The sequence below is a fragment of the Nitrosophilus kaiyonis genome (assembly GCF_027943725.1).
Taxonomy (GTDB): Bacteria; Campylobacterota; Campylobacteria; order Campylobacterales; family Nitratiruptoraceae; genus Nitrosophilus_A; species Nitrosophilus_A kaiyonis.
Map to the genome: position 1 here is coordinate 923,192 of NZ_AP025696.1, position 20,544 is coordinate 943,735.

Genomic DNA, 20,544 nt, shown 5'->3' on the forward strand with positions numbered 1-20,544 from the left:
AATTTAAAAAATCAAAAGGAGTATATATGTTTCAAGTTGATGAAGCAAAGGTTCAAAAACTCTTTGATACTATCAAAGAGGAAGAGATTGAGTTTGTAGATTTTAGATTCACAGATATTAAAGGGACTTGGCACCATGTTACATATAATGTAAAGGCTATTAGTGAAGATACTTTTAAAAATGGTCTTCCTTTTGATGGAAGCTCACTTCCTGCGTGGCAGCCTATTAATAAATCAGATATGGTTTTAGTCCCAGAAGCAGGAACAGAGTTTGTTGACCCATTTACTGCTGATCCAACATTGGTAGTAATTTGTGATGTATATGATATCTATAAAAATCAGCCATATGAAAAGTGTCCAAGAAGTATCGCAAAAAAAGCTTTGAAATATCTACAAGAGAGTGGTATTGGTGATGTTGCTTATTTTGGTCCAGAAAATGAGTTTTTTGTTTTTGATAACATTAAGATAAGAGATGAGATAAATTGTCAATATTATGAAGTAGATACAAGTGAAGGTGAGTGGAATAGAGGTGTAGATAATCCTGAATATGATGTTTACAACATAGGCCATAGACCAGGTACTAAAGGTGGATATTTCCCTGTTCCTCCAGTTGATAGTATGATGGATTTAAGAGCAGAAATGAGCAAAGTATTAGAAGAAATTGGACTTGAAACATATGTTATTCACCATGAAGTTGCTCAAGGACAGGGAGAAATCGGTGTAAAATTTGGAACTTTAATTGAAGCAGCCGATAATGTACAAAAATTAAAATATGTAGTAAAAAATGTTGCTCATATAAATGGAAAGACTGCTACTTTTATGCCAAAACCACTATATGGTGATAATGGTAACGGTATGCATACACATATCTCTATATGGAAAGATGGTAAAAACCTATTTTATGATCCAAATGGATATGCAAATATAAGTGATTTTGGAAAATATTTTATTGGTGGAGTACTAAAATATGCTAAAGCTGTTGCAGCTTTTACAAATGCTTCAACAAACTCATACAAAAGACTAATTCCTGGATTTGAGGCTCCATCAATCCTTACATATTCAGCACAAAACAGAAGTGCAAGCTGTAGGATTCCTTGGGGTGCAGGAGAAAAAAGTGTAAGAGCAGAGTTTAGATTTCCTGATAGTTCATCTAATCCATATTTAGCATTTACTGCACTTTTATTAGCTGGAATTGATGGTATTAAAAACAAAATCGATCCAGGTGAGCCAATGGAGATGGACCTATTTGAATTGACCCTAGATGAAATTAGAGAAAAAGGCATTCAGCAAATGCCTCATACTTTAAGAGAAGCTATTGAAAATATGTTAGCAAATAAAGAGCTTTTCAAAGTTGGTGATGTTATGACAGAAGATTTTATCCAAACATATCAACATTACAAATTTGAAACATCTATCTGGCCTTGGGAAGGTAGACCGCACCCATACGAGTTTATTACTACATACTCTTGCTAATTTTTGGGGCTTTGCCCCAAAATTAAAAATCAATGAATGCTTTTTCTCTATTTCTAAATATTACACATTTTGAATAACCTATCTCTTTTGCAAGATTCCTAATCTCATCCAATTTATAGCCCACCTGTTCAGGTTTATGAGCATCACTTGCAAATGTTATCTCAATATCCATTTCGTATGCTAGTTCAATTAGTTCTTTGCTTGGATATGGTTCATTCACTGGTTTTCGAAGGCCTGCACTTGAAATCTCTATAACCATATTTGCTTTTTTTATAGCCTTTAGAGAATTTAATGCAATCTTTTTAATATCCTTTTTTGGTTTGAAATTGAATACTTTTATAAGGTCTAAATGTCCAACAATATCAAAAAGATTACTTTTTGCCATAGCTTCAATTGCGCTAAAATAGTCTTCCCAAATTTTATCTATATCTTGGTTTTTATATTCTCCTATAAATTCAGGATTATCAAATCCCCATAAATCTTGGTGAATAAGAATCTCTTTATGACCTCTTGATTTTGGTAAAAAATGAACTGAGCCTATTAGATAGTCAACATCTGCATTTAAGATTCTTTCCTCCATAAGTCCAGGTAAAAAATCGACCTCATATGCTAAGAGAATCTCTATTTTATCTTTATATTTTTCTTTTGCCTCTTTTATCATATTTTCATAAATATCAACCTCATTTAGACTCATTCTATATTTTTTATCAAAATTCATAGGTGCATGGTCACTAAAGCCAAAAATATCAATTTTTTTCTCTATTGCAGCTTCAATATATTCTTCAATTTCACCTTCAGCATGATTGCATAGTTTAGTATGATTGTGAAGATCTACTTTCATTTAATCCCTTTTTAAAGATTTGATATAATATTAATATAAATTATTTAAGGAGAATAATATGTTTAAAAAAATAGCTGTTTTAATTTTAGCAGTTTTTTTGGGAAGTTTTGCTTATGCACAAAATAGTAATGAAAATCTTGAAGAATTTTTTTCTACTGAAGCAAAAAAAGCAAATGAGCCTATAATTATTGTAGAAGCAATAGCTTATATATCTTCACCAAAAGGAGAATATAAACTTTATGACTATTCTATAGAGACCTATAATAAAGATAAAAAAATATATATTTTGCATATGAAGATGGAAAAAAGGGAGGGACCAACAACATTTTATAGAGAGTATGATATCCCTTTTTGGTATAACGGAAGAAGAATTGTTTTTAAAACATATAGAGGAAAAAAGTCATTTGAACTTCCTGAAGATAAAATAGTTATAAAAAAAGATTCTAAAGAAAATATTGAAGTTATTCAAAACCAAAAAGAGTATAGAGTAAGGATTCCAATCCCTATGGGTGAAATGGAGATGCTAATACAAAAGCAGAGGGTTAATTGATGAATATTTTTAATGAGATAAAAAGAGACAATATTATTGGAGTTAAAGAGCTATTAGAAGATATAGAAGAGATAAATAAAATTAAAAATGAAAATGGTGATTCTCTTTTAAGATATGTTATCAAATCAAAAGCTAGCCTTGCAATGTTTAAACTTATAACTGAATTTGGGGCTGATATATTTGAAGTTGACAGCGAAGGTGTTGGCTTAATTGATGATGCTATAAAAAAAGGAAGACTTGATATTGTTAAATTTTTAGTTGAAAGTGGAATTGATCCCAATACAACAAAAAGAAAATCAGGTTTTACACCATTGATGGCCGCAGTGAGTTATGGAGATGAAGATATTACAAGATATCTTTTATCACTTGGAGTTGATACAGAAGTTAAAGACAATTTTGAATATTCAGCAAAAGATTATGCAAAAATGACTGGATATAAAAGATTTATAAAAATAATAGAAGAGTATGAAAGGAAATGATGAAAAAAGTTGAGTTACTTAGTCCTGCTGGAAATTTAGAAAAATTAAAAATTGCTATCTCTTATGGGGCTGATGCTGTATATGGAGGTGTTAGCCATTTTAGTTTGAGAATTAGAAGTGGTAAAGAGTTTACCTATGAAAGTTTTAAAGAAGGAATTGAATATGCCCATGAAAAAGGCAAAAAAGTCTATTGTACTATAAATGGTTTTCCTTTTAATTCACAAATAAAGCTTTTCAAAAATCATATTGAGAAGATGGCAGCGCTTAATCCAGATGCATTTATTGTAAGTACTCCTGGTGTGATAAAACTTTGTAAAGAGATAGCTCCACATATTGACTTGCATTTATCAACTCAAGCAAATGTTATGAATTATCTTGATGCTGAGGTTTATTATGAATTGGGAGTAAAAAGGATAATTGTTGCTAGAGAGATAAGTTTAAAAGATGTAAAAATTATAAAAGAGAAACTGCCAGATTTAGAGCTTGAAGTTTTTGTGCATGGAAGTATGTGTTTTGCATATAGTGGCAGATGTTTGATTTCAACCCTTCAAAGTGGTAGAGTGCCAAATAGAGGAAGCTGTGCAAATGATTGTAGATTTCCTTATACATTGTATGCTGAAAATCCTGAAAATGGAACTCTTTTTAAGTTAGAAGAGGTTGAAAATGAAGGTACATATATAATGAATGCAAAGGATTTAAATCTTGCCTCACATATAAAAGAGATTTTAGATTGTAATTGTGTTGATAGCTTAAAAATTGAAGGAAGAACAAAAAGTCCATACTATGCAGCAATAACTACAAAAGTTTATCGACAAGCGATAGATGATTATTATAAGGGAGAATTCCATCCAGAACTTTACCAAAAAGAGCTTAATACAACAAAACACAGAGGTTTTACTGACGCATATCTGATTCAGAGGCCTTATGAAAAAGGTGATACTCAAAAACTTGATAGCTCTATTAGCCAAGGATCACATCAAGTTACTGCTGAGGTTACTGAAGATGGGCTTTTTTTTATGACAAAAGATAAGATGTGCGCAGGAGATGAAGTTGAGATTGTATCTCCAACAGATAATTTAAAAGAGTGTGAAAACGAAATAGGAAAAATTTATAGAAATGAAGATAGGTGGTTTATAAAGTTTTATAAAATTGAAACTAAAGACAATAAAGAGCTAAATTGCGTTCACAGTGGAAATCTAAATCCTATAAAACTTCCATGTAAACTTCCAGCTTTTAGTTTTTTTAGAAGGCAAATAGAGGTTGTAGCATAAAAAATGCAAAAATATTAATTTTATTGGAAGTTTTGTATAATTTTAAATCTATTAGCAAGTGAGAAGTCATTGGTCATTAAGTGATTATTCATTAGTAAAAATTAGTGATATTGGATAGTGATAGTTGAGAGGTTTTAACTACTCAACCAAATTCCTCCTAATGACCAATGACTAATGACTAATGAGTAATGTCCAATTTTAAAGGAGTTTTATGAGATTTGTATCAATTATAATGGGAAGTAAAAGCGATTATGATGTTATGAAAGAGTGTGCTAATGTTTTAGAGAAGTTTGGAGTTCAATATGAGATGATAATATCAAGTGCTCATAGAAGTCCTCATAGAACAAAAGGCTACGTAGTAGAGGCTGAAAATAAAGGAGCAAAAGTTTTTATTTGTGCTGCTGGGATGGCTGCTCATTTAGCTGGTGTTGTTGCTTCATTAACTACTAAGCCAGTTATCGGAGTGCCAATGAAAGGCGGATTTATGGATGGAATGGATGCTCTTTTAAGTACAGTACAAATGCCAGCTGGAATGCCAGTAGCAACTGTAGCAGTTGGTAAAGCTGGAGCAGTTAATGCAGCATATCTTGCTATGCAAATTTTAGCAATAGATGATGATGAGTTAAAAACAAAATTGGAAGAAGATAGAATAGCTAAAGCTAAAAAAGTTGAAGCAGATTCAAGTGAAATAGAAGTATTGTTATAGCTAATTTTAGTTGAGTAAGATAAATAAGAGGGCAAAGTGGTAAGCAGTGAAATTGTAAAGCGGCCTATTCCCAATTGAATGCTCTGAAAAATTATCAAATTTTACTCAAACAAGTTGAAATTTTTAGTAAACTAACGCTTGAAAATTTTATTAAAAAGTGCAAACGCAAGCGCCCTAAAAGGGTAAATGCACTTTTTTGGCCTAAAGGCCAACATAAAATTTTCATACTAAAATTTCAAAGTTTTCGTTCAATTTGTAATTTTTCAGAGGTCTTAATGTCTAATTTCCAATTACCAATGCCTAATGACTAATTACAAATTACTAATGTCCAATGACTAATTTAAAAAAGGAAAATTATGAATATGAAGCCAGATTGTCTGGTATGTCTTTTTAATCAGACTTTAAGAGTTACAAAAGCTCTTAATTTAGATGACGAAAGTGCTAAAAAAGTTTTAGATGAAGCTGCTATTACTATTTCAAAATTTTCTCTAAATATGACACCACCCGAGGCTGCTGCTATTTTATATCCTCAAATTTCAAAAATAGTAAAAAAAGATGATGTTTATGAAGAAAAAAAGATAGAGTCTACCAATAAAGCTTTAAAATTATTAGATATTGTAGTAGAGAAAGTAAATAGTTTAAAAGATGATATAGATGGGGCTTTGAGAGCTGCAGTATTAGGAAATATTATAGATTTTGCAACACAAGTAATGTTTGATATCGAAAAAGAGATTGATACAATATTTAAAGCAAAATTTGCAATTGATGATAAAGAGAGTTTTAAAAAGAAACTAAAAGAATCAAAAAAAGTTGTTGTCATAGGTGATAATGTGGGTGAGCATGTTTTTGATAAATTTATGATGGAAATATTTTTTGATTTTAATCCAAAAATAGATATATTTTATATTACAAGAGGAAAACCTATTATAAATGATGTAACAGCAAAAGATGCTAAGGCAATAGATATAGATAAAATTGCGCAAATAGTTGATAGTGGAGTAGATACTCCAGGTTTTATATATAACAAAGCTAATGATTATACAAAAAAAATTTTTGATGAAGCTGATCTTATATTAGCAAAAGGCATGGGAAATTATGAGTGTATGGAAGAGTTAAAAGATGATAGGATATTTTTTCTATTTAAAGTAAAATGTTCAGTAGTAGCTAATAAAATTGGAAAAAATATTGGAGATTTAATTTGTATGAATAGTAGAGTTAAGAGTTAAGTGCTAAGAGTTAAGAGAAATAATAATTATAAAAGTTTTAACTTAATGCTTAATTCTTAACGCTTAATTCTTAATACTAAAAAGGAGGTAAAGTGGCTGAGAAAAAACCTCAAAAAAGGGTTGTTTTATTTACAGGACCAGGATGTCACTGGTGTGTAAAAGCTAAAAACTATTTTAAAGCAAAAGGGATAAGATTTAAAGAGATTGATATATCACGCGATCAAAAAGCTGCACAAGATTGTCAAAGACATGGCTGTAGAGGAGTTCCAGTTGTATTGATTGGAAGCAGATGGATATGCGGATTTGATCAAGCAAAAATAAATAAGGAGTTAGGAATTTCATGATAACTTTTAGTGAACTTTTACTTAAACTACAAAATTTTTGGTCTACACAAGGTTGTACAATACTTCAGCCATATGATATTCCAAGTGGTGCTGGTACTTTTCATCCGGCAACATTTTTAAGATCACTCGATTCAAAACCATGGGCAACAGCATATGTTGCTCCATCTCGTAGGCCTACAGATGGAAGATATGGTGAAAATCCAAATAGACTTGGAAGCTATTATCAGTTTCAAGTTTTAATAAAGCCAAGTCCAGATAATATTCAAGAGCTTTATTTAAAAAGTTTAGAAAGCCTTGGACTTGATATAAAAAATCATGATATAAGATTTGTAGAAGATAACTGGGAGAGTCCTACACTTGGGGCTTGGGGACTTGGATGGGAAGTTTGGCTTGATGGTATGGAAGTTACTCAATTTACCTATTTTCAGCAAGTTGGAGGATATGAGTGTGATCCGGTAGCAGTTGAGATAACCTACGGTACAGAAAGACTTGCTATGTATCTCCAAGAAGTAGAGAATGTTTTTGATATTCTTTGGAGTGAAGGTGTAAAGTATGGTGATGTTCATAAACAGAGTGAATATGAATTTAGCAGATACAATTTTGAAGTTGCCGATACAAATATGCTTTTTAAACATTTTGAAGATGCAACAAATGAGTGTAAAAGATGTTTAGAAGAAAAACTTCCTTTACCAGCTTATGATCAGTGCCTTTTAGCCTCACATATATTCAATACTTTAGATGCAAGAAAAGCAATTAGTGTAACTGAGAGACAAAATTTTATACTTAAGGTTAGAGAACTTGCAAAAGGGTGTGCAACTGTTTATAAGGGAATTAGTGGAGATTAATTGAGTGTGGTGAGTTAGAGTTATGAATTAAGATTTAAGAGCTAAGTGAGTTGTGGAATAGGGGCGCAGCGGGATAGTGGAGAAGAAAATAAAGTGGAAGGATGAAGGCTGAAGGTAGAAGGAAAGGCTAACTACTAATGACCAATGACGAATGTCCAATGTCCAACAAGGAATATTTATGAAAGTTAGAGAAATTTATGATATTTTAGATGAGATAAGTCCATTTGAGCTTCAAGAAAGTTGGGATAATAGTGGTTTACAGGTTGGAAATTTTAATGATGAGATAAAAAAAATTGTACTATCATTAGATATAGATTTTGAATTTTTGGCTTCAATGGAACCAAAAACGCTTATTGTTACACATCACCCTTTAATTTTTAAACCATTGAAAAATTTAGATTTTTCAAATTATCCAGCAAATCTTATAAAAGAGTTAATTAAAAAAGAGAGTAGTTTAATTTCTATGCATACAAACTTTGATAAAACACATTTAAATAGTTTTGTTGCGAAAGATATTTTAGGATTTCAAAGTAGTATATGTGAAGATTTTATATGCTATTTTAATGTGGATTTTTATTTTGATGATTTTGTAAAATTTATAAAAAAATCATTTAATCTTAAAACAGTCAAATATGTAAAAGCAAAAGATAGAATAAAAAAAGTAGCTTTAACAACTGGAGCAGGTGGGAGTTTGATAAAAGAGGTAGATGCAGATCTATTTTTAACAGGTGATATAAAATATCACGATGCAATGGAAGCAAAATCTATAGGTCTTTCTTTAATAGATATAGAGCATTTTGCAAGTGAGCGTTATTTTGGGGAGGTTTTAGCATCTCAATTGAAAAAAAACAAAATTGAAGCTATAATTTCATCAACAAAAAACCCTTTTGATTATATGTAAAAAGCCCATAAAGGATAAAAATGAAACAATATATTAAGCAGCTTGTTGAACTATCAAAAGTTGATAAAGAGATTGACTCATTTGAGCCAAAAATAATTGAGGTAAAAAGTAGACTTGAAAATGTTGAAAAAGAGAAAAATATTATAGAAGAGTCAATCAATGCTTTAAATGAAGAGATTCAAGAGTGTGAATTAAAGAAAAGAAAAAATGAACTTCATCTAAAAGAGTTATCAGATAAGTTGGATGAACTATCTAAAAAAAGTGCAAATGTTAAAACAGAAAAAGAGGCTAAAGCTATACAATTAGAAGAAGAGATTGCTAAAGAGCAGATAAATTTTGCCAATGAAGAGGTAGCAAGACTTGAAAATAGTTGTGAGACAAAGCTTGAAGAGAAAGCATCTTTAGAAGAGAGATTAAAAGAGGTTGAGGCAAGACTTGAAAAAACAAAAGAGGCAGTTGAAAATGAGTTAAAAGAGATTGAAGAGGAGAGAAAAAAAGTTTTTGAGAAAAAGCAAGAACTTATCTCAAAAATTCCTCAAAAAATTTTAGCATTTTATGAAAAAATAAGAAGATGGGCTAAAAATAGTGCTGTAGTTCCTGTTAAAAAACATGCTTGTATGGGCTGCTATATGAAAATTAACGATAAAACCTTTTCAAAAGTTATAAAAGGTGAAGAGATAGTTACATGTCCTCATTGTGGAAGAATTTTGTATCTTGAAGAAGAGGAAGAGACAGTTTAGTATTTAGTCATTAGACATTAGACATTAGTCATTAGTAATTGGTGTTAAATAAAAGTTTTGAATTTATTATTAATTACTACTAATGACTTAATGACTAATGACCATTGACTAATGTCAAGGCAATTGAATGTTTCCCATATTTTATACAATACTTTTAACTATTTTATATATTTTTTCAATCCCTTTTTTAATTCTTCTCTCTTTTAAAAAAAAGTATAAAAGGTCAATTCCAGCAAGATTTTTTCTTATTAAAAATCCTCCATTTAATGAAAAACTTGTCCATTTTCATTCATGTAGCTTTGGAGAAACAATCTCATTAGAGCCTATTTTAAAAAATTTTGAAAAAGTAAATATTTCTGTAATTACAGATACCGGTTTTAATGCAGCTAAAAGATATAAAAATGCTGATGTTAGATTTTTGCCATTTGAGATATTTTTATGGTTTTGGCTGAAGCCTGGGAAAGTTTTGGTTGTTACTGAAGCTGAACTTTGGTATCTTCTTTTTTATCTATCAAAAAAAAGAGGTTCATATACATTTTTAATAAATGCAAGAATTAGTGATAAAAGCTATAAGAGTTATCTCAAATTTAGATGGTTTTATAAAAAAATATTTGAGAATATTGATTTTATTTTTGCTCAAAGTGAAGAGGATAAAAAAAGATTGATAGAGCTTGGTGCAAAAAATGTTGAAATTGCAGGAAATATAAAATTGGCTAATACTCCTAAAATTTCAAAGCATTATAAAAAACCAAAAAAATTTATAATTGTAGCTGCAAGTACACACGACCCAGAAGAAGAAATCATTGTAACTGCTTGGATTGAAAGTGGTATGAAAGATTCTATTTTAGTAGTTGTGCCAAGACATCCAGAGAGGTTTGATGAGGTTGATGAATTACTTTCTAATATAGCAAAAAGAGAAAATTTATCATATCATAGATTTTCACAAAGAGATGATTTTGATGCAGATATAATACTTGTTGATAAATTGGGAGAGCTTATAAATATTTATAAAATTGCTGATCTTGTTATACTAGGTGGAAGTTTTGTATCTGTTGGTGGTCACAATCCTTTAGAGCCAGCTTTTTTCAATAAACCAATTATTAGTGGAAAATATATATTTAATCAAAAAGAGACCTATTCTTATGTCGATGGTATTATGCTAATAGAAGCTAATGAATTAAAAGATATTTTAAAAGAGAAAAAATTTATACCAACAAAAATTAAAGCTAAAGTAGATATAAATAAAATTGTTAAGGCGATAAAAGATGTGGTTTGAAAAAAAAGATAATTATGTTATTTTTTATATAAAAGCTCAGCCAAACTCAAGTCAAAATAAAATTGCTGGTATTTATGGAGATAGTTTAAAAATAAATATAAAAGCCCCAGCAGTTGAAGGGGCAGCCAATAAAGAGCTTATAAAGTTTTTGAGTAAAACTTTTAAGATAGCAAAAAGTGAAATAGAGTTTATAAGTGGAAAAACAAGTAAAAGAAAAGCAGTTAAACTGCCTTTAAATGAAAAGGTAGAAGAGTTAATTGTTTCATTAAAATAAAAGGATAAAATTGAGAGATAAAGCATATAAAGTTTTAGCAAAGCAACTTGATATTTCAAATAAAAAAGCAAAAGAGCTAATTGATAGAGGATTAGTTTATATTGGAAATAGAAAAGTAAAAATTGCAAGAGCAGAGATTGATACAAAAACAAAATTTAGAGTTTCACAAATTCCAAAGCTAAAAGTTATATTTGAAGATGAAAATATTTTAGCGATTGATAAACCAGCATTTTTAACCAGTGAAGAGATAGAAAAGGATAGCGGATATAAATTATTGCATAGACTTGATAAAGAGACAAGTGGAGTTTTGCTTTTGGTAAAGAATGAAGAGTTTAGAGAAAAAGCAATTGATGAGTTTAAAAAAGGTGAAGTTTATAAAGAGTATATTGCATGGGTAGAAGGAATTTTAGCTGAAGAGTTAACAATTGATCTTCCAATCTTAACTATTAAAAAAAATAATCGTGCAAAAAGTAAGATTTCATATTCAAAAGGAAAAGAGGCATTAACTAAAATAACACCTCTTGAAATTATTTCAAAATATACTAAAATCAAAGCAGTAATAAAAACAGGAAGAACTCATCAAATAAGAGTTCATTTATCAAGAGTAGATCATCCAATTGTCGGAGATGCACTTTATGGAGGAAAAGAGTGGAATAGAATAATGCTACATGCTAAAAAAATCAAGCTACTTGATTACTCTTTTGAAGCGAATGAGCCAAATGAGTTTATTAAATTTATCTAAAATTAAACTTTATTTAAGTAAAATTCACACTCAAAAACTATATATTAAAAGGTAGGTAATAAGTGTTTGAAGCTATATCTAACTCATTTAGCAATGCTATTAAAAAAATAAGATTTCAAGATGATGAAAAGGCTTTAAAAAAGGCGCTAACGGAGCTTAAAAAATCATTATTAAAAGCAGATGTTCATCATAAAGTTGTTAAAGAGCTTTTGCAAAAAGTTGAGTTAGATACAAAAAAAGCCGGGATTGGAAAAGAAAATTTCTTAAAAGCATTAGAGAAAAATTTAAATGATATATTAAAAGTTCCTGGAAAACAGGGATTTGTTTTTGCTCCAAAGCCACCAACAGTTGTATTGATGATGGGTTTGCAAGGTAGCGGTAAAACAACTACTACTGCAAAACTTGCAAACTATTTAAAAGAGTTTAAAAAGAAAAAAGTGTTAATGGTAGCAGCTGATTTGCAAAGACTTGCTGCAGTCGAACAGTTAAAACAGCTTGGAGAACAAATTGGTGTTGAGGTATTTAGTGAAGACACAAAAGATCCTGTAAAAGTTGTAAAAGATGCTATTGAATATGCAAATAAAAATCTTTTTGATGTAGTTTTAATAGATACAGCTGGTCGTTTGGCAATCGATGAAGCTTTGATGGAAGAGTTAAAAAGAGTTAAAGATGCTGCAAATCCAGATGATATATTTTATGTAGCTGATTCTTTAACAGGTCAAGATGCTGTAAGAAGTGCTGCTAAATTTAATGAAGAGATAGGAATAACTGGTGTTATTCTTACAAAATTTGATGGAGATAGCAAAGGTGGAGTTGCTATTGGTATAGCTCATCAACTTGGTGTTCCTTTAAGATTTATAGGAACTGGCGAAAAGATGCCAGATTTGGAAGTTTTTATACCTGAGAGAATTACAAGTAGATTAATGGGCGCTGGTGATATAGAATCACTTGCAGAAAAAACTGCCGCTGTTATTGATGAAAAAAAGGCAAAAGAGTTAACCAAAAAGATAAAAAAGGGTAAATTTAATTTTGAAGATTTTCTTGATCAACTTGAGTCAATAAAAAAGATGGGGAATTTAAAATCTTTGATTTCTATGATTCCTGGTATGGGAAATATGGCAAAAGCTATGAAAGATTTGGATCTTGAAAACTCTAAAGAGATTAAAAAAATAAAAGCTATGATTAGCTCAATGACCCCAAAAGAGAGACGTGATCCAGATTTGATACTTAAAAATAATAGTAGAAAAAGAAGAATTGCAGCAGGAGCTGGGCTAAGCCAACAAGAGGTAAATAAGATTTTAAAACAGTTTAATAATGCAGCAAAATTTGCTAAAAAGTTTTCGGGCAAAAAAGGTATGCAAGATATACAAAATATGATGAGTCAAATGAAAATGGGAGGAATACCAAGATAAAATTAGAGCTAAGAGTTAAGAGCTAAGAATTAAGCATAGATAATAATATTTTATTTCTTAGCTCTTAATTCTTAATACTTAAATCTAAAAAGGAGAAAAACATATGACAGTTATTAGACTTACAAGAATGGGAAGAAAAAAAAGACCATTTTATAGAATAGTTGTTACAGATAGTAGAAAAAGAAGAGATGGTGGTTGGATAGAATCAATCGGTTATTACAACCCTTTAACTGAGCCAGAAACAATAAAATTTGATGAAGAGAGACTTAATTATTGGCTTGGAGTTGGTGCAAAAATGAGTGACAGGGTTAAAAAAATCACTGGAAAATAGTATGATAGAAAATTTTGTTTTAAAATTTGCAAAACTAATCGCTACAAAGCCAGAAGATATTGAAGTTGAAAGAAAAGATATCAATAAAGAGTATAGTGAAATTACTATATATGCAAATAAAGCTGATGCTGGAAAGCTTATAGGAAAAGAAGGTAAAATGATTGGAGCAATCAAAACTTTGATTTCTGGCTGTAAAGCAAAGGATGGAATTAGCTATAAAGTAAACGTCGTTATTAAGGGAGATTAGTTTTGCAAAAAGTGGAAGTTGCAAAGCTGGGTCGAGCAGTTGGTTTAAAAGGTGAAATGAGATTGCATCTTTTAAGCGACTTCCCTGAACAGTTTAAAAAAGGTGCAAAATTTACGATTGATAATAAAGAGTTAATAGTTGAGTATTATAATCCAAAACGTGGAATTATAAAATTTGTAGGTATTAATTCGCCAGAAGAAGCAAGAAAGCTTACAAATAAAATTATTTACTCTTCCATAGAAGAGACAAGAGAGAGTTGTAAGCTTAATGAGGGTGAATATTTTTGGTTTGATATTATAGGTTGTGAAGTTTTAGAAGATGCAACATTGCTTGGAAAAGTAGTAGATATTCAAAGATTGCCATCAGCAGACTACCTTTTAATTAAAACTGATGAATCTTTAGTAGAAAAAGGAAAAGCTAAATCTTTTTTGATTCCATATATTGATAAATTTATTAAAGATGTTAATATTGATGAAAAAAAGATTGAAGTAAAAGAGGGTTTAGATATTTTGGAATCTTCATGAAGTTTACATTTGTCACACTTTTTAAGAATTTAATAAGTTGTTATTTTGAAGACTCAATCTTAAAAAGAGCAATAGATAAAAAAATATTACAGATTGATTTTAAAAATCCAAGAGATTATACTATCAATAAACATAAAAAAGTTGATGATACTAAAGTTGGGGGTGGGGCTGGTATGTTGCTTAGCCCTCAGCCAATTGTTGATACAATAAAAGATATAAAAAATAAAGATTCTTGGGTTATATTTGTTACTCCATCAGCAAAAAGATTTAATCAAAAAGATGCAAAAAGACTTGCGTTAAAAAAACATATAATTTTTGTAACTGGTAGATATGAAGGATTTGATGAAAGAGCAATAGAGTTTGAGGCTGATGAAGTTTTTTCAATAGGAGATTTCATATTAACTGGTGGCGAATTGGCGGCTCTTTCTATGATGGATGCCATATCAAGAAATATTCCAGGAGTTCTTGGGAATATTGATTCTTTGAAAGAAGAGAGTTTTGAAGATAACCTTTTAGAGGCTCCATCATTTACTAAACCTAATAATTTTAAAGGTAGCTTTGTTCCTTCAGAGTTTCTAAAGGGAAATCACGCTAAAATTAGCGCCTTAAAATATAAGATGTCCATATATAGAACAAAATATTATAGACCAGACCTAATAAGGATGAGAGATGAAAAACAGATTTATTGAACATTTTGAGAAATCTCAAATAGAATCAAAAGAGGTTCCAGAATTTAGAGCGGGAGATACAGTTAGAGTATCTGTTGAAATTAAAGAGGGTAATAAAACAAGAATCCAGGATTTCGAAGGTGTTTGCATCGCAGTAAAAGGTGAAGGTACCGGAAAGACTTTTACTGTTAGAAAAATTGGTGCAAATAATGTTGGAGTAGAAAGAATATTCCCATTATATAGCGATTCTATAAAAGGAATCAAAGTAGTTAGACGCGGACGTGTAAGAAGAGCAAAACTATACTATTTAAGAGAGAGAAGAGGTAAAGCTGCTAGAATTAAAGAACTTAGAAAATAGGTTCTTTAATTCTTTTCCACATTTTTTCTACAATTTTTTTATATTATTCTCCAATAAAACTAAAAATATAGGAATTTTATGAAATTTCTACATTTTTTTCTTTTCCTATTTTATACAATTATTATTACTGCTTGCAGCACAAAATATTGTGGGGTTGATGAAGAGGTATTTAAAACTTTTTCAAAAAACAGACAAGAAGAGATATGCAAAATTTATGTCCAAAAAAATATGGAGCTAAAAAAAATTATAGAAAAAAGACGATTGATTGAAGAGGAAAATAGAAAAAAAGAGTTAGAACTTGAGCTTAAAAAGGTTCAATGTTTATATGTTAAAACCCAAAATCAATTCGATGACTCTCAAATTGTAAAAATTGAGATTTTAAATGGAAAAATAAAAATTGGAAAAAGATATTATGAGATAGTGCCTTTTTCATTTTCTATAGCTAGAAATGAAGCTAAAAAAGTATGCTTAAATTTTAAAAGTGAGTGTTTTTGGATAGGTTACAAAGATGCAAATATTTATATAAATTTTGTTCCAGATGTTTACAAAAAAGATTTCGGTAAATATGTTATTGAAAATAATTTAATATTATCAAAAAATAGCATTATTTTAACCCCAAATGATTGGTTTAGAGGTGAATATAAAAATATTAGATTTAAAAATGATAAAAACCATGAAGTAATTTTAAAGCTTTTTATAGTTTATGATTAGTAGTCTTTTAAAGCTGCTTTTGCTTCTCTATCTAAAATTTTTCTTTTTAAACTCTCTCTTTTATCATGCAGTGTTTTACCTTTTGCTAAAGCGATTTCAAGTTTAACAAGATTTTTGTTATTAAAATATAGCTTTAAAGGAACTATTGTATATCCTTTTTCACTTGTTTTTCCAATCAATTTATTTATCTCTTTTTTATGAAGCAGAAGTTTTCTTGGTCTTTTTTCATCAGGTTTGAAATGTGGATTTGCTGTTTTTAAATGAGAAATATGCATACCAAAAATAAAAGGCTCACCTTTTACAATTTTTATAAAACTATCTTTTAGATTTACCTTTCCAGCTCTTATTGCTTTTACTTCGCTACCTTCAAGCACAATACCAGCTTCAAATTTTTCTATAATTTCAAAATCGTGATAAGCTTTTTTATTGGTAGCAACTATTTTCATTTTTATCCTTTAAAATATTGGACACTTGTAATTTGAAAGTTAGAATTAGAGTTAGTGTGGGTGTGAGTTCTTTACTAACACTATCACTAAACCCTTCACTCCTTCTCAGCTTCACGGCTTCACTCCTTCCCTGCTTTCATCCTAAAAAGAGTGCTTCCGCTTCCACTTAAAAACCAATCATTTTTATAAGGGGCTAATTTTGGACATAAATCTATTGCACTTTCATATAGGTCATTAGCTTTAAGTGGTGTAATTTTATTTAAAATTTCAGAAGTTGGCAAATTTTTTAGTTGCTTTGCAAGGTCAATCTCAAAAACTTTCATATATTTTTTTCTATAATTTTTATATACTTGTGCAGTATCACAATGCTCATCAATAAATTTTATTTCAAATTCTGGAATCTCTTCTTCAAATTTTTCTATAATCTCTCCAATTCCACTAACATTAGCACTTGTCTCATCATATATAAAAAAAGGAACATCTGCACCTATTTTTACTCCAATCTCGGCTAACTGTTTAATAGATAGATTTAATCCTATAATATCATTACAAAGTTTCAAAAAAACTGCTGCATTACTGCTGCCACCACCAAGTCCAGCCCCCGTTGGGATATTTTTGTTAATGACTACTTTATGATTGAAGAAAAAATTTATAATTTTAGGATTATTTGTATAGGCATTTAAAGTGCAAAAAGCTTTATAGATAATGTTTTCTTCTCTTTTAATATCTGGAGTTCCCTCAATTGTGAATTTGTCAAAATTTCCAGGAATAAACTCTATCTCATCATATAGATTTTCCAATTTTACAAATCTTGAGACAATCTCATGATAGTCTCCTCTTATTCCTACAATTTTTAAAAAAATATTTAATTTAGCATAAGCTTTTGCTCTCATTTTTTGCCTTTGTGTTAGGGATTAGACATTAGACATTAGTAATTAGGAATTAGTGTTAAGTATTAAGAGTTAAGTGCTAAGATTTAAATGTTAAGTTTTTCAATTATCACTAAATTCTATTTACTTAGTTCTTAAATCTTAATTCTTAACTCCCACCTTACTCAACTATTCCATTATTCCTATATGCCCCTATTCCACTAATCCACTTTAAGTTCCTAACTTACCTAAATAAAGGGATATCATTCAAAATATATTTAACTTTTCTATTTTTTATCTCTATTATGGTAAAAAAATCATCAAATACTAGATGATAAATGCCATCTTCTTTAATCTTTAAATCGTCAATTTTTAGTTTTTTCCCTGATTTTATTAAATTTTTATCAATCTTTGTAAAATTTTCTTTTGTATTTAGATATTCTATAGGATTTAGAGGTTTTTCATTTTCATAAATAAATTTTCCCTCTTTGATTCTCTCTAAGCTACTAAGGGCTCCAAAAGTTCCAAGTTTTTGAGCTATTATCTCACCTATACTCCTTATATATGTTCCTTCACTAACTTCTGCTTCAAAAGTCAAAAAAGGATGAGAATAATTTAAAAGTTTTATATGATAAATTGTTGATTTTACTTTATTTAGTTTGATTTCTTGATTTTCTCTTGCTAATTGATAGGCCCTTTTTCCTTCTATTTTTTTTGCGCTAAATAGTGGAGGAGTATATGTGATTTCTCCTTTTAATGAATCTAAAACATTGAAAATTTTTTCTAAATTTACAGGCAAGATATTATCGACTGATATAATATTTTCAATATCTAATGTTTTACTTTTTGCACCTAACCATAAAGTAGCTCTATAAATTTTTGGAGTTTTTTTTAAAAATCTAAAAAGTTTAGTATAAGAGCCAAATGCTATTATTAAAACTCCTTTTGCAAAAGGATCAAGTGTTCCAGAAAAACCTGCTTTTTTTACTTTATATCTTTTTTTGATCTGATTTAAAAATCTATTAGAACTTATAAAGGGAGGCTTATAAGCTACAAAAAGTAAGGGCGAAGGAATAATTTTATTATTTTTTTCATCGTTTTTTATTCTTATACCTTCAACCTTCACCCTTCTACCCTCTAATATTTTATATTTTCTCTACAAATGAAGCTAAAATATCTCTTTTTTGTCCGCTAAAATTAATTGATAGTTTAAATTCTCTTCCAACTTTACTAACGCCTGTTACTCTTCCTATTCCAAAAATTTTATGTTTTACCAAATCTCCCTTTTTAAAAGATGTTGATTTTTCGAGTGTTAAACTTCCTTTGCACAGACCTGCCTCTTTTAAAAATCTACTTTTATTTAATTCTGTTCTTCTTCCTCTATAAAATCTGCTATGTACATAACTCAATACCAACTCTTTTTTTGCTCTTGTTATAGCAACATAACCTAACCTTCTTTCCTCTTCAATATCGCTTCCATCTCCTGTTAATGGAAAAAACCCCTCTTCCATTCCTATAACAAAAAGATATTTAAACTCAAGTCCTTTACTAGCATGTACACTCATAATTGAGATATGTTCACCATCAATTTGGTCTTGATCGCTTTGCAAAGATAGTTCATTTAAAAAATCATCTAAAGAGTTTTGAGGATTTTGTTTAACAAAATCTCTAAAAAGTCCATAAAATTCATCAATATTTAATACTCTCTCCATACCATCTGGCAGATTTTCATAATATTTTCTTAATCCAAAGATATTTTCAATTTCATCAATAAATTTATAGAGCGAATCTTTAGAGATATCTTTTAATATTTCAAGACCATTAATAAACTCTTTGATTGTTTTTTGGTTTTTCTTTCCAACTAATGAGATTAATTCATCTTCACTACACTCCAAAAGATAGGTAAGCATAGGTTTTTTATTTTCATATGCTTTTTTTTGGATTTTATCCAATGTTACTTTTCCTATACCTCTTTTTGGTTTGTTTATAATTCTTTTTAAAGAAAAATCATCATATGGATTTGCTACTATTCTTAAATAGCTAATAATATCTTTGATTTCTGCCCTTTCATAAAATCTGACAGCACCTACAAGCTTATAAGGAATTCTTGCTCTATTTAATCCCTCTTCTAAAGAGCGGCTAAGAGCATTGATTCTAAAAAGTACTGCAATATCTTTTGGGTCAACTCCACTATCTAAAAGTTCTCTGATTTTTTGAGCAATCTTTTTTGACTCTTCATTTTCATCTTTTGATTCATAAATTTCTATTGGCTTTCCATCTTCTAAAGTTGCAATAAGCTTTTTGCCTAATCTATTTCTATTATGTTCTATTAAAGCGTTTGCTGCTTTTAATATCTCTTTTGTAGAGCGGTAATTTTTTTCAAGTTTAATTATTTTTGTTTCATTAAATTGCTGTGGAAACTCTAAAATATTTTTAACATTTGCTCCTCTCCATCCATAGATACTTTGGTCATCATCTCCTACAACACATATATTATTATGTGTTGAGCATAGTTTTTGTACAAGTTTATATTGAAGCTCGTTTGTGTCTTGGTACTCATCAATCATTATATATTGATATCTATTGCTTATCTCTTTGCAAAGATCTTCATTTTGATCTAAAATTTTGTAGGTTAAAATAAGCAGATCATCAAAATCAACAAGATTATTCTCTTTTAGATAGTTTTGATATTTTTGATAAATTGATGCTATTTTTTTAAAATTTGGAAGCTGGGCACTTTCTATTGCAGTTTCTGGTTCTATTAAAGAGTTTTTATATCTTGAGATTTCACTTGCAATTGTTCCAATTGGAATATCTGGCTCAAAAGATTTTATAATTCTTTTTTTATCATCTGTATCTATAATAACAAATGAGTTATTTCTACCAAGCTCATTTATATAAAATTTTAAAAAAAGAAGCCCAAATTTATGAAAAGTACATAATAATGGAGGATATATAGAGTCTTCAATAAGAGAAAGAGCTCTATCTCTCATTTCCCTAGCTGCTTTATTAGTAAAGGTTAGAGTTAAAGTATTTGCCGGGTCTATTCCTATTTTTAGCAGATATGCAAGTCTTGATGTTATCGTTTTTGTTTTTCCACTACCAGCACCTGCCAAAATTAGTATAGGCCCATCAATTGTTTCAACAGCTTCTCTTTGTGCATCATTTAAATCTTTAAATATTTTATCCATTAAATCTTCCTATATTAACTCTTTTTATTATATCAAAAGGAGATAAAAACAAAGTTATGTAAAAATATAAAAATAGAAAATATAAAATATAAAAAAAAATTATTGAATAATATATTATGT

The 20,544-nt window shown here is 29.4% G+C and carries 25 protein-coding genes; 20 read left to right on the forward strand and 5 right to left on the reverse strand.

Going from position 1 to position 20,544, the window contains the following annotated elements:
* Positions 1–26 precede the first annotated feature (26 nt).
* Positions 27–1,472 (forward strand): type I glutamate--ammonia ligase, encoded by a 1,446-nt coding sequence (glnA, locus tag QML81_RS04955; RefSeq protein ID WP_281950308.1) that lies wholly within the window; start codon positions 27–29, stop codon positions 1,470–1,472.
* A 22-nt stretch (positions 1,473–1,494) separates the two neighbouring features.
* On the opposite strand, the gene QML81_RS04960 is transcribed toward glnA, so the two are convergent.
* On the reverse strand, positions 1,495–2,313 hold the full coding sequence (locus QML81_RS04960; RefSeq protein WP_281950309.1) for a histidinol-phosphatase: 819 nt from the start codon (positions 2,311–2,313) through the stop codon (positions 1,495–1,497).
* A gap of 58 nt (positions 2,314–2,371) precedes the next feature.
* On the opposite strand from QML81_RS04960, the gene QML81_RS04965 reads away from it, so the two are divergent.
* The 19 genes from QML81_RS04965 to QML81_RS05055 all read left to right on the forward strand — a co-directional run bounded on the left by QML81_RS04965 (position 2,372) and on the right by QML81_RS05055 (position 15,918).
* On the forward strand, positions 2,372–2,863 hold the full coding sequence (locus QML81_RS04965; protein ID WP_281950310.1) for a hypothetical protein: 492 nt from the start codon (positions 2,372–2,374) through the stop codon (positions 2,861–2,863).
* Positions 2,863–3,342, forward strand: a complete 480-nt coding sequence (locus QML81_RS04970; RefSeq protein ID WP_281950311.1) for an ankyrin repeat domain-containing protein — start codon at positions 2,863–2,865, stop codon at positions 3,340–3,342. Before QML81_RS04965 ends, QML81_RS04970 begins: the two co-directional genes overlap by 1 nt.
* Complete coding sequence (locus QML81_RS04975; protein ID WP_281950312.1) at positions 3,342–4,613, forward strand: peptidase U32 family protein; 1,272 nt, start codon at positions 3,342–3,344, stop codon at positions 4,611–4,613. The genes QML81_RS04970 and QML81_RS04975 overlap by 1 nt, the downstream gene beginning before the upstream one ends.
* Positions 4,614–4,824: 211 nt before the next feature.
* Positions 4,825–5,319 (forward strand): 5-(carboxyamino)imidazole ribonucleotide mutase, encoded by a 495-nt coding sequence (gene purE, locus QML81_RS04980; protein WP_281950313.1) that lies wholly within the window; start codon positions 4,825–4,827, stop codon positions 5,317–5,319.
* Positions 5,320–5,675: 356 nt separating this feature from the next.
* Positions 5,676–6,545, forward strand: coding sequence for a damage-control phosphatase ARMT1 family protein (locus QML81_RS04985; RefSeq protein WP_281950314.1), 870 nt, complete (start codon positions 5,676–5,678; stop codon positions 6,543–6,545).
* Positions 6,546–6,637: 92 nt separating this feature from the next.
* Positions 6,638–6,889, forward strand: coding sequence for a glutaredoxin family protein (locus tag QML81_RS04990; RefSeq protein ID WP_281950315.1), 252 nt, complete (start codon positions 6,638–6,640; stop codon positions 6,887–6,889).
* Positions 6,886–7,734, forward strand: coding sequence for a glycine--tRNA ligase subunit alpha (gene glyQ / locus QML81_RS04995; protein WP_281950316.1), 849 nt, complete (start codon positions 6,886–6,888; stop codon positions 7,732–7,734). The genes QML81_RS04990 and glyQ overlap by 4 nt, the downstream gene beginning before the upstream one ends.
* A gap of 178 nt (positions 7,735–7,912) precedes the next feature.
* Entirely contained in the window at positions 7,913–8,635 is a 723-nt protein-coding gene (locus QML81_RS05000) for a Nif3-like dinuclear metal center hexameric protein (protein WP_281950317.1), read from the forward strand.
* A 20-nt stretch (positions 8,636–8,655) separates the two neighbouring features.
* Entirely contained in the window at positions 8,656–9,375 is a 720-nt protein-coding gene (locus QML81_RS05005) for a zinc ribbon domain-containing protein (RefSeq protein WP_281950318.1), read from the forward strand.
* 127 nt (positions 9,376–9,502) lie between these two features.
* The gene (waaA, locus tag QML81_RS05010) at positions 9,503–10,651 is read left to right on the forward strand and encodes a lipid IV(A) 3-deoxy-D-manno-octulosonic acid transferase (RefSeq protein ID WP_281950319.1); all 1,149 of its coding nucleotides are present in this window, start codon (positions 9,503–9,505) and stop codon (positions 10,649–10,651) included.
* Entirely contained in the window at positions 10,641–10,925 is a 285-nt protein-coding gene (locus QML81_RS05015) for a DUF167 domain-containing protein (RefSeq protein WP_281950320.1), read from the forward strand. The genes waaA and QML81_RS05015 overlap by 11 nt, the downstream gene beginning before the upstream one ends.
* Before the next feature lie 10 nt (positions 10,926–10,935).
* Positions 10,936–11,667, forward strand: coding sequence for a pseudouridine synthase family protein (locus tag QML81_RS05020; protein WP_281950321.1), 732 nt, complete (start codon positions 10,936–10,938; stop codon positions 11,665–11,667).
* A gap of 62 nt (positions 11,668–11,729) precedes the next feature.
* Positions 11,730–13,079, forward strand: coding sequence for a signal recognition particle protein (gene ffh, locus QML81_RS05025; protein WP_281950322.1), 1,350 nt, complete (start codon positions 11,730–11,732; stop codon positions 13,077–13,079).
* A gap of 103 nt (positions 13,080–13,182) precedes the next feature.
* On the forward strand, positions 13,183–13,410 hold the full coding sequence (gene rpsP, locus QML81_RS05030) for a 30S ribosomal protein S16 (RefSeq protein WP_281950323.1): 228 nt from the start codon (positions 13,183–13,185) through the stop codon (positions 13,408–13,410).
* A 1-nt stretch (position 13,411) separates the two neighbouring features.
* Positions 13,412–13,657 carry a KH domain-containing protein gene (locus QML81_RS05035; RefSeq protein ID WP_281950324.1) on the forward strand — a complete coding sequence of 82 codons (246 nt, stop codon included), beginning with the start codon at positions 13,412–13,414 and terminating at the stop codon, positions 13,655–13,657.
* Positions 13,658–13,668: 11 nt separating this feature from the next.
* Positions 13,669–14,181 (forward strand): ribosome maturation factor RimM, encoded by a 513-nt coding sequence (gene rimM / locus QML81_RS05040; protein WP_281952035.1) that lies wholly within the window; start codon positions 13,669–13,671, stop codon positions 14,179–14,181.
* Positions 14,178–14,870, forward strand: coding sequence for a tRNA (guanosine(37)-N1)-methyltransferase TrmD (trmD, locus tag QML81_RS05045; RefSeq protein ID WP_281950325.1), 693 nt, complete (start codon positions 14,178–14,180; stop codon positions 14,868–14,870). Before rimM ends, trmD begins: the two co-directional genes overlap by 4 nt.
* Entirely contained in the window at positions 14,851–15,207 is a 357-nt protein-coding gene (rplS, locus tag QML81_RS05050; protein ID WP_281950326.1) for a 50S ribosomal protein L19, read from the forward strand. Before trmD ends, rplS begins: the two co-directional genes overlap by 20 nt.
* Positions 15,208–15,285: 78 nt before the next feature.
* Complete coding sequence (locus tag QML81_RS05055) at positions 15,286–15,918, forward strand: hypothetical protein (protein ID WP_281950327.1); 633 nt, start codon at positions 15,286–15,288, stop codon at positions 15,916–15,918.
* On the opposite strand, the gene smpB is transcribed toward QML81_RS05055, so the two are convergent.
* The 4 genes from smpB to QML81_RS05075 all read right to left on the reverse strand — a co-directional run bounded on the left by smpB (position 15,915) and on the right by QML81_RS05075 (position 20,424).
* Complete coding sequence (smpB, locus tag QML81_RS05060; RefSeq protein WP_281950328.1) at positions 15,915–16,364, reverse strand: SsrA-binding protein SmpB; 450 nt, start codon at positions 16,362–16,364, stop codon at positions 15,915–15,917. The two genes, QML81_RS05055 and smpB, sit on opposite strands and share 4 nt — an antisense overlap.
* Before the next feature lie 119 nt (positions 16,365–16,483).
* On the reverse strand, positions 16,484–17,257 hold the full coding sequence (locus QML81_RS05065) for a 4-(cytidine 5'-diphospho)-2-C-methyl-D-erythritol kinase (RefSeq protein WP_281950329.1): 774 nt from the start codon (positions 17,255–17,257) through the stop codon (positions 16,484–16,486).
* A 220-nt stretch (positions 17,258–17,477) separates the two neighbouring features.
* Positions 17,478–18,308: a tRNA pseudouridine(55) synthase TruB gene (gene truB, locus QML81_RS05070; RefSeq protein WP_345741162.1), complete on the reverse strand. Its 831-nt coding sequence runs from the start codon at positions 18,306–18,308 to the stop codon at positions 17,478–17,480.
* 70 nt (positions 18,309–18,378) lie between these two features.
* The gene (locus QML81_RS05075) at positions 18,379–20,424 is read right to left on the reverse strand and encodes an ATP-dependent helicase (RefSeq protein ID WP_281950331.1); all 2,046 of its coding nucleotides are present in this window, start codon (positions 20,422–20,424) and stop codon (positions 18,379–18,381) included.
* Between the last annotated feature and the right edge of the window lie 120 nt (positions 20,425–20,544).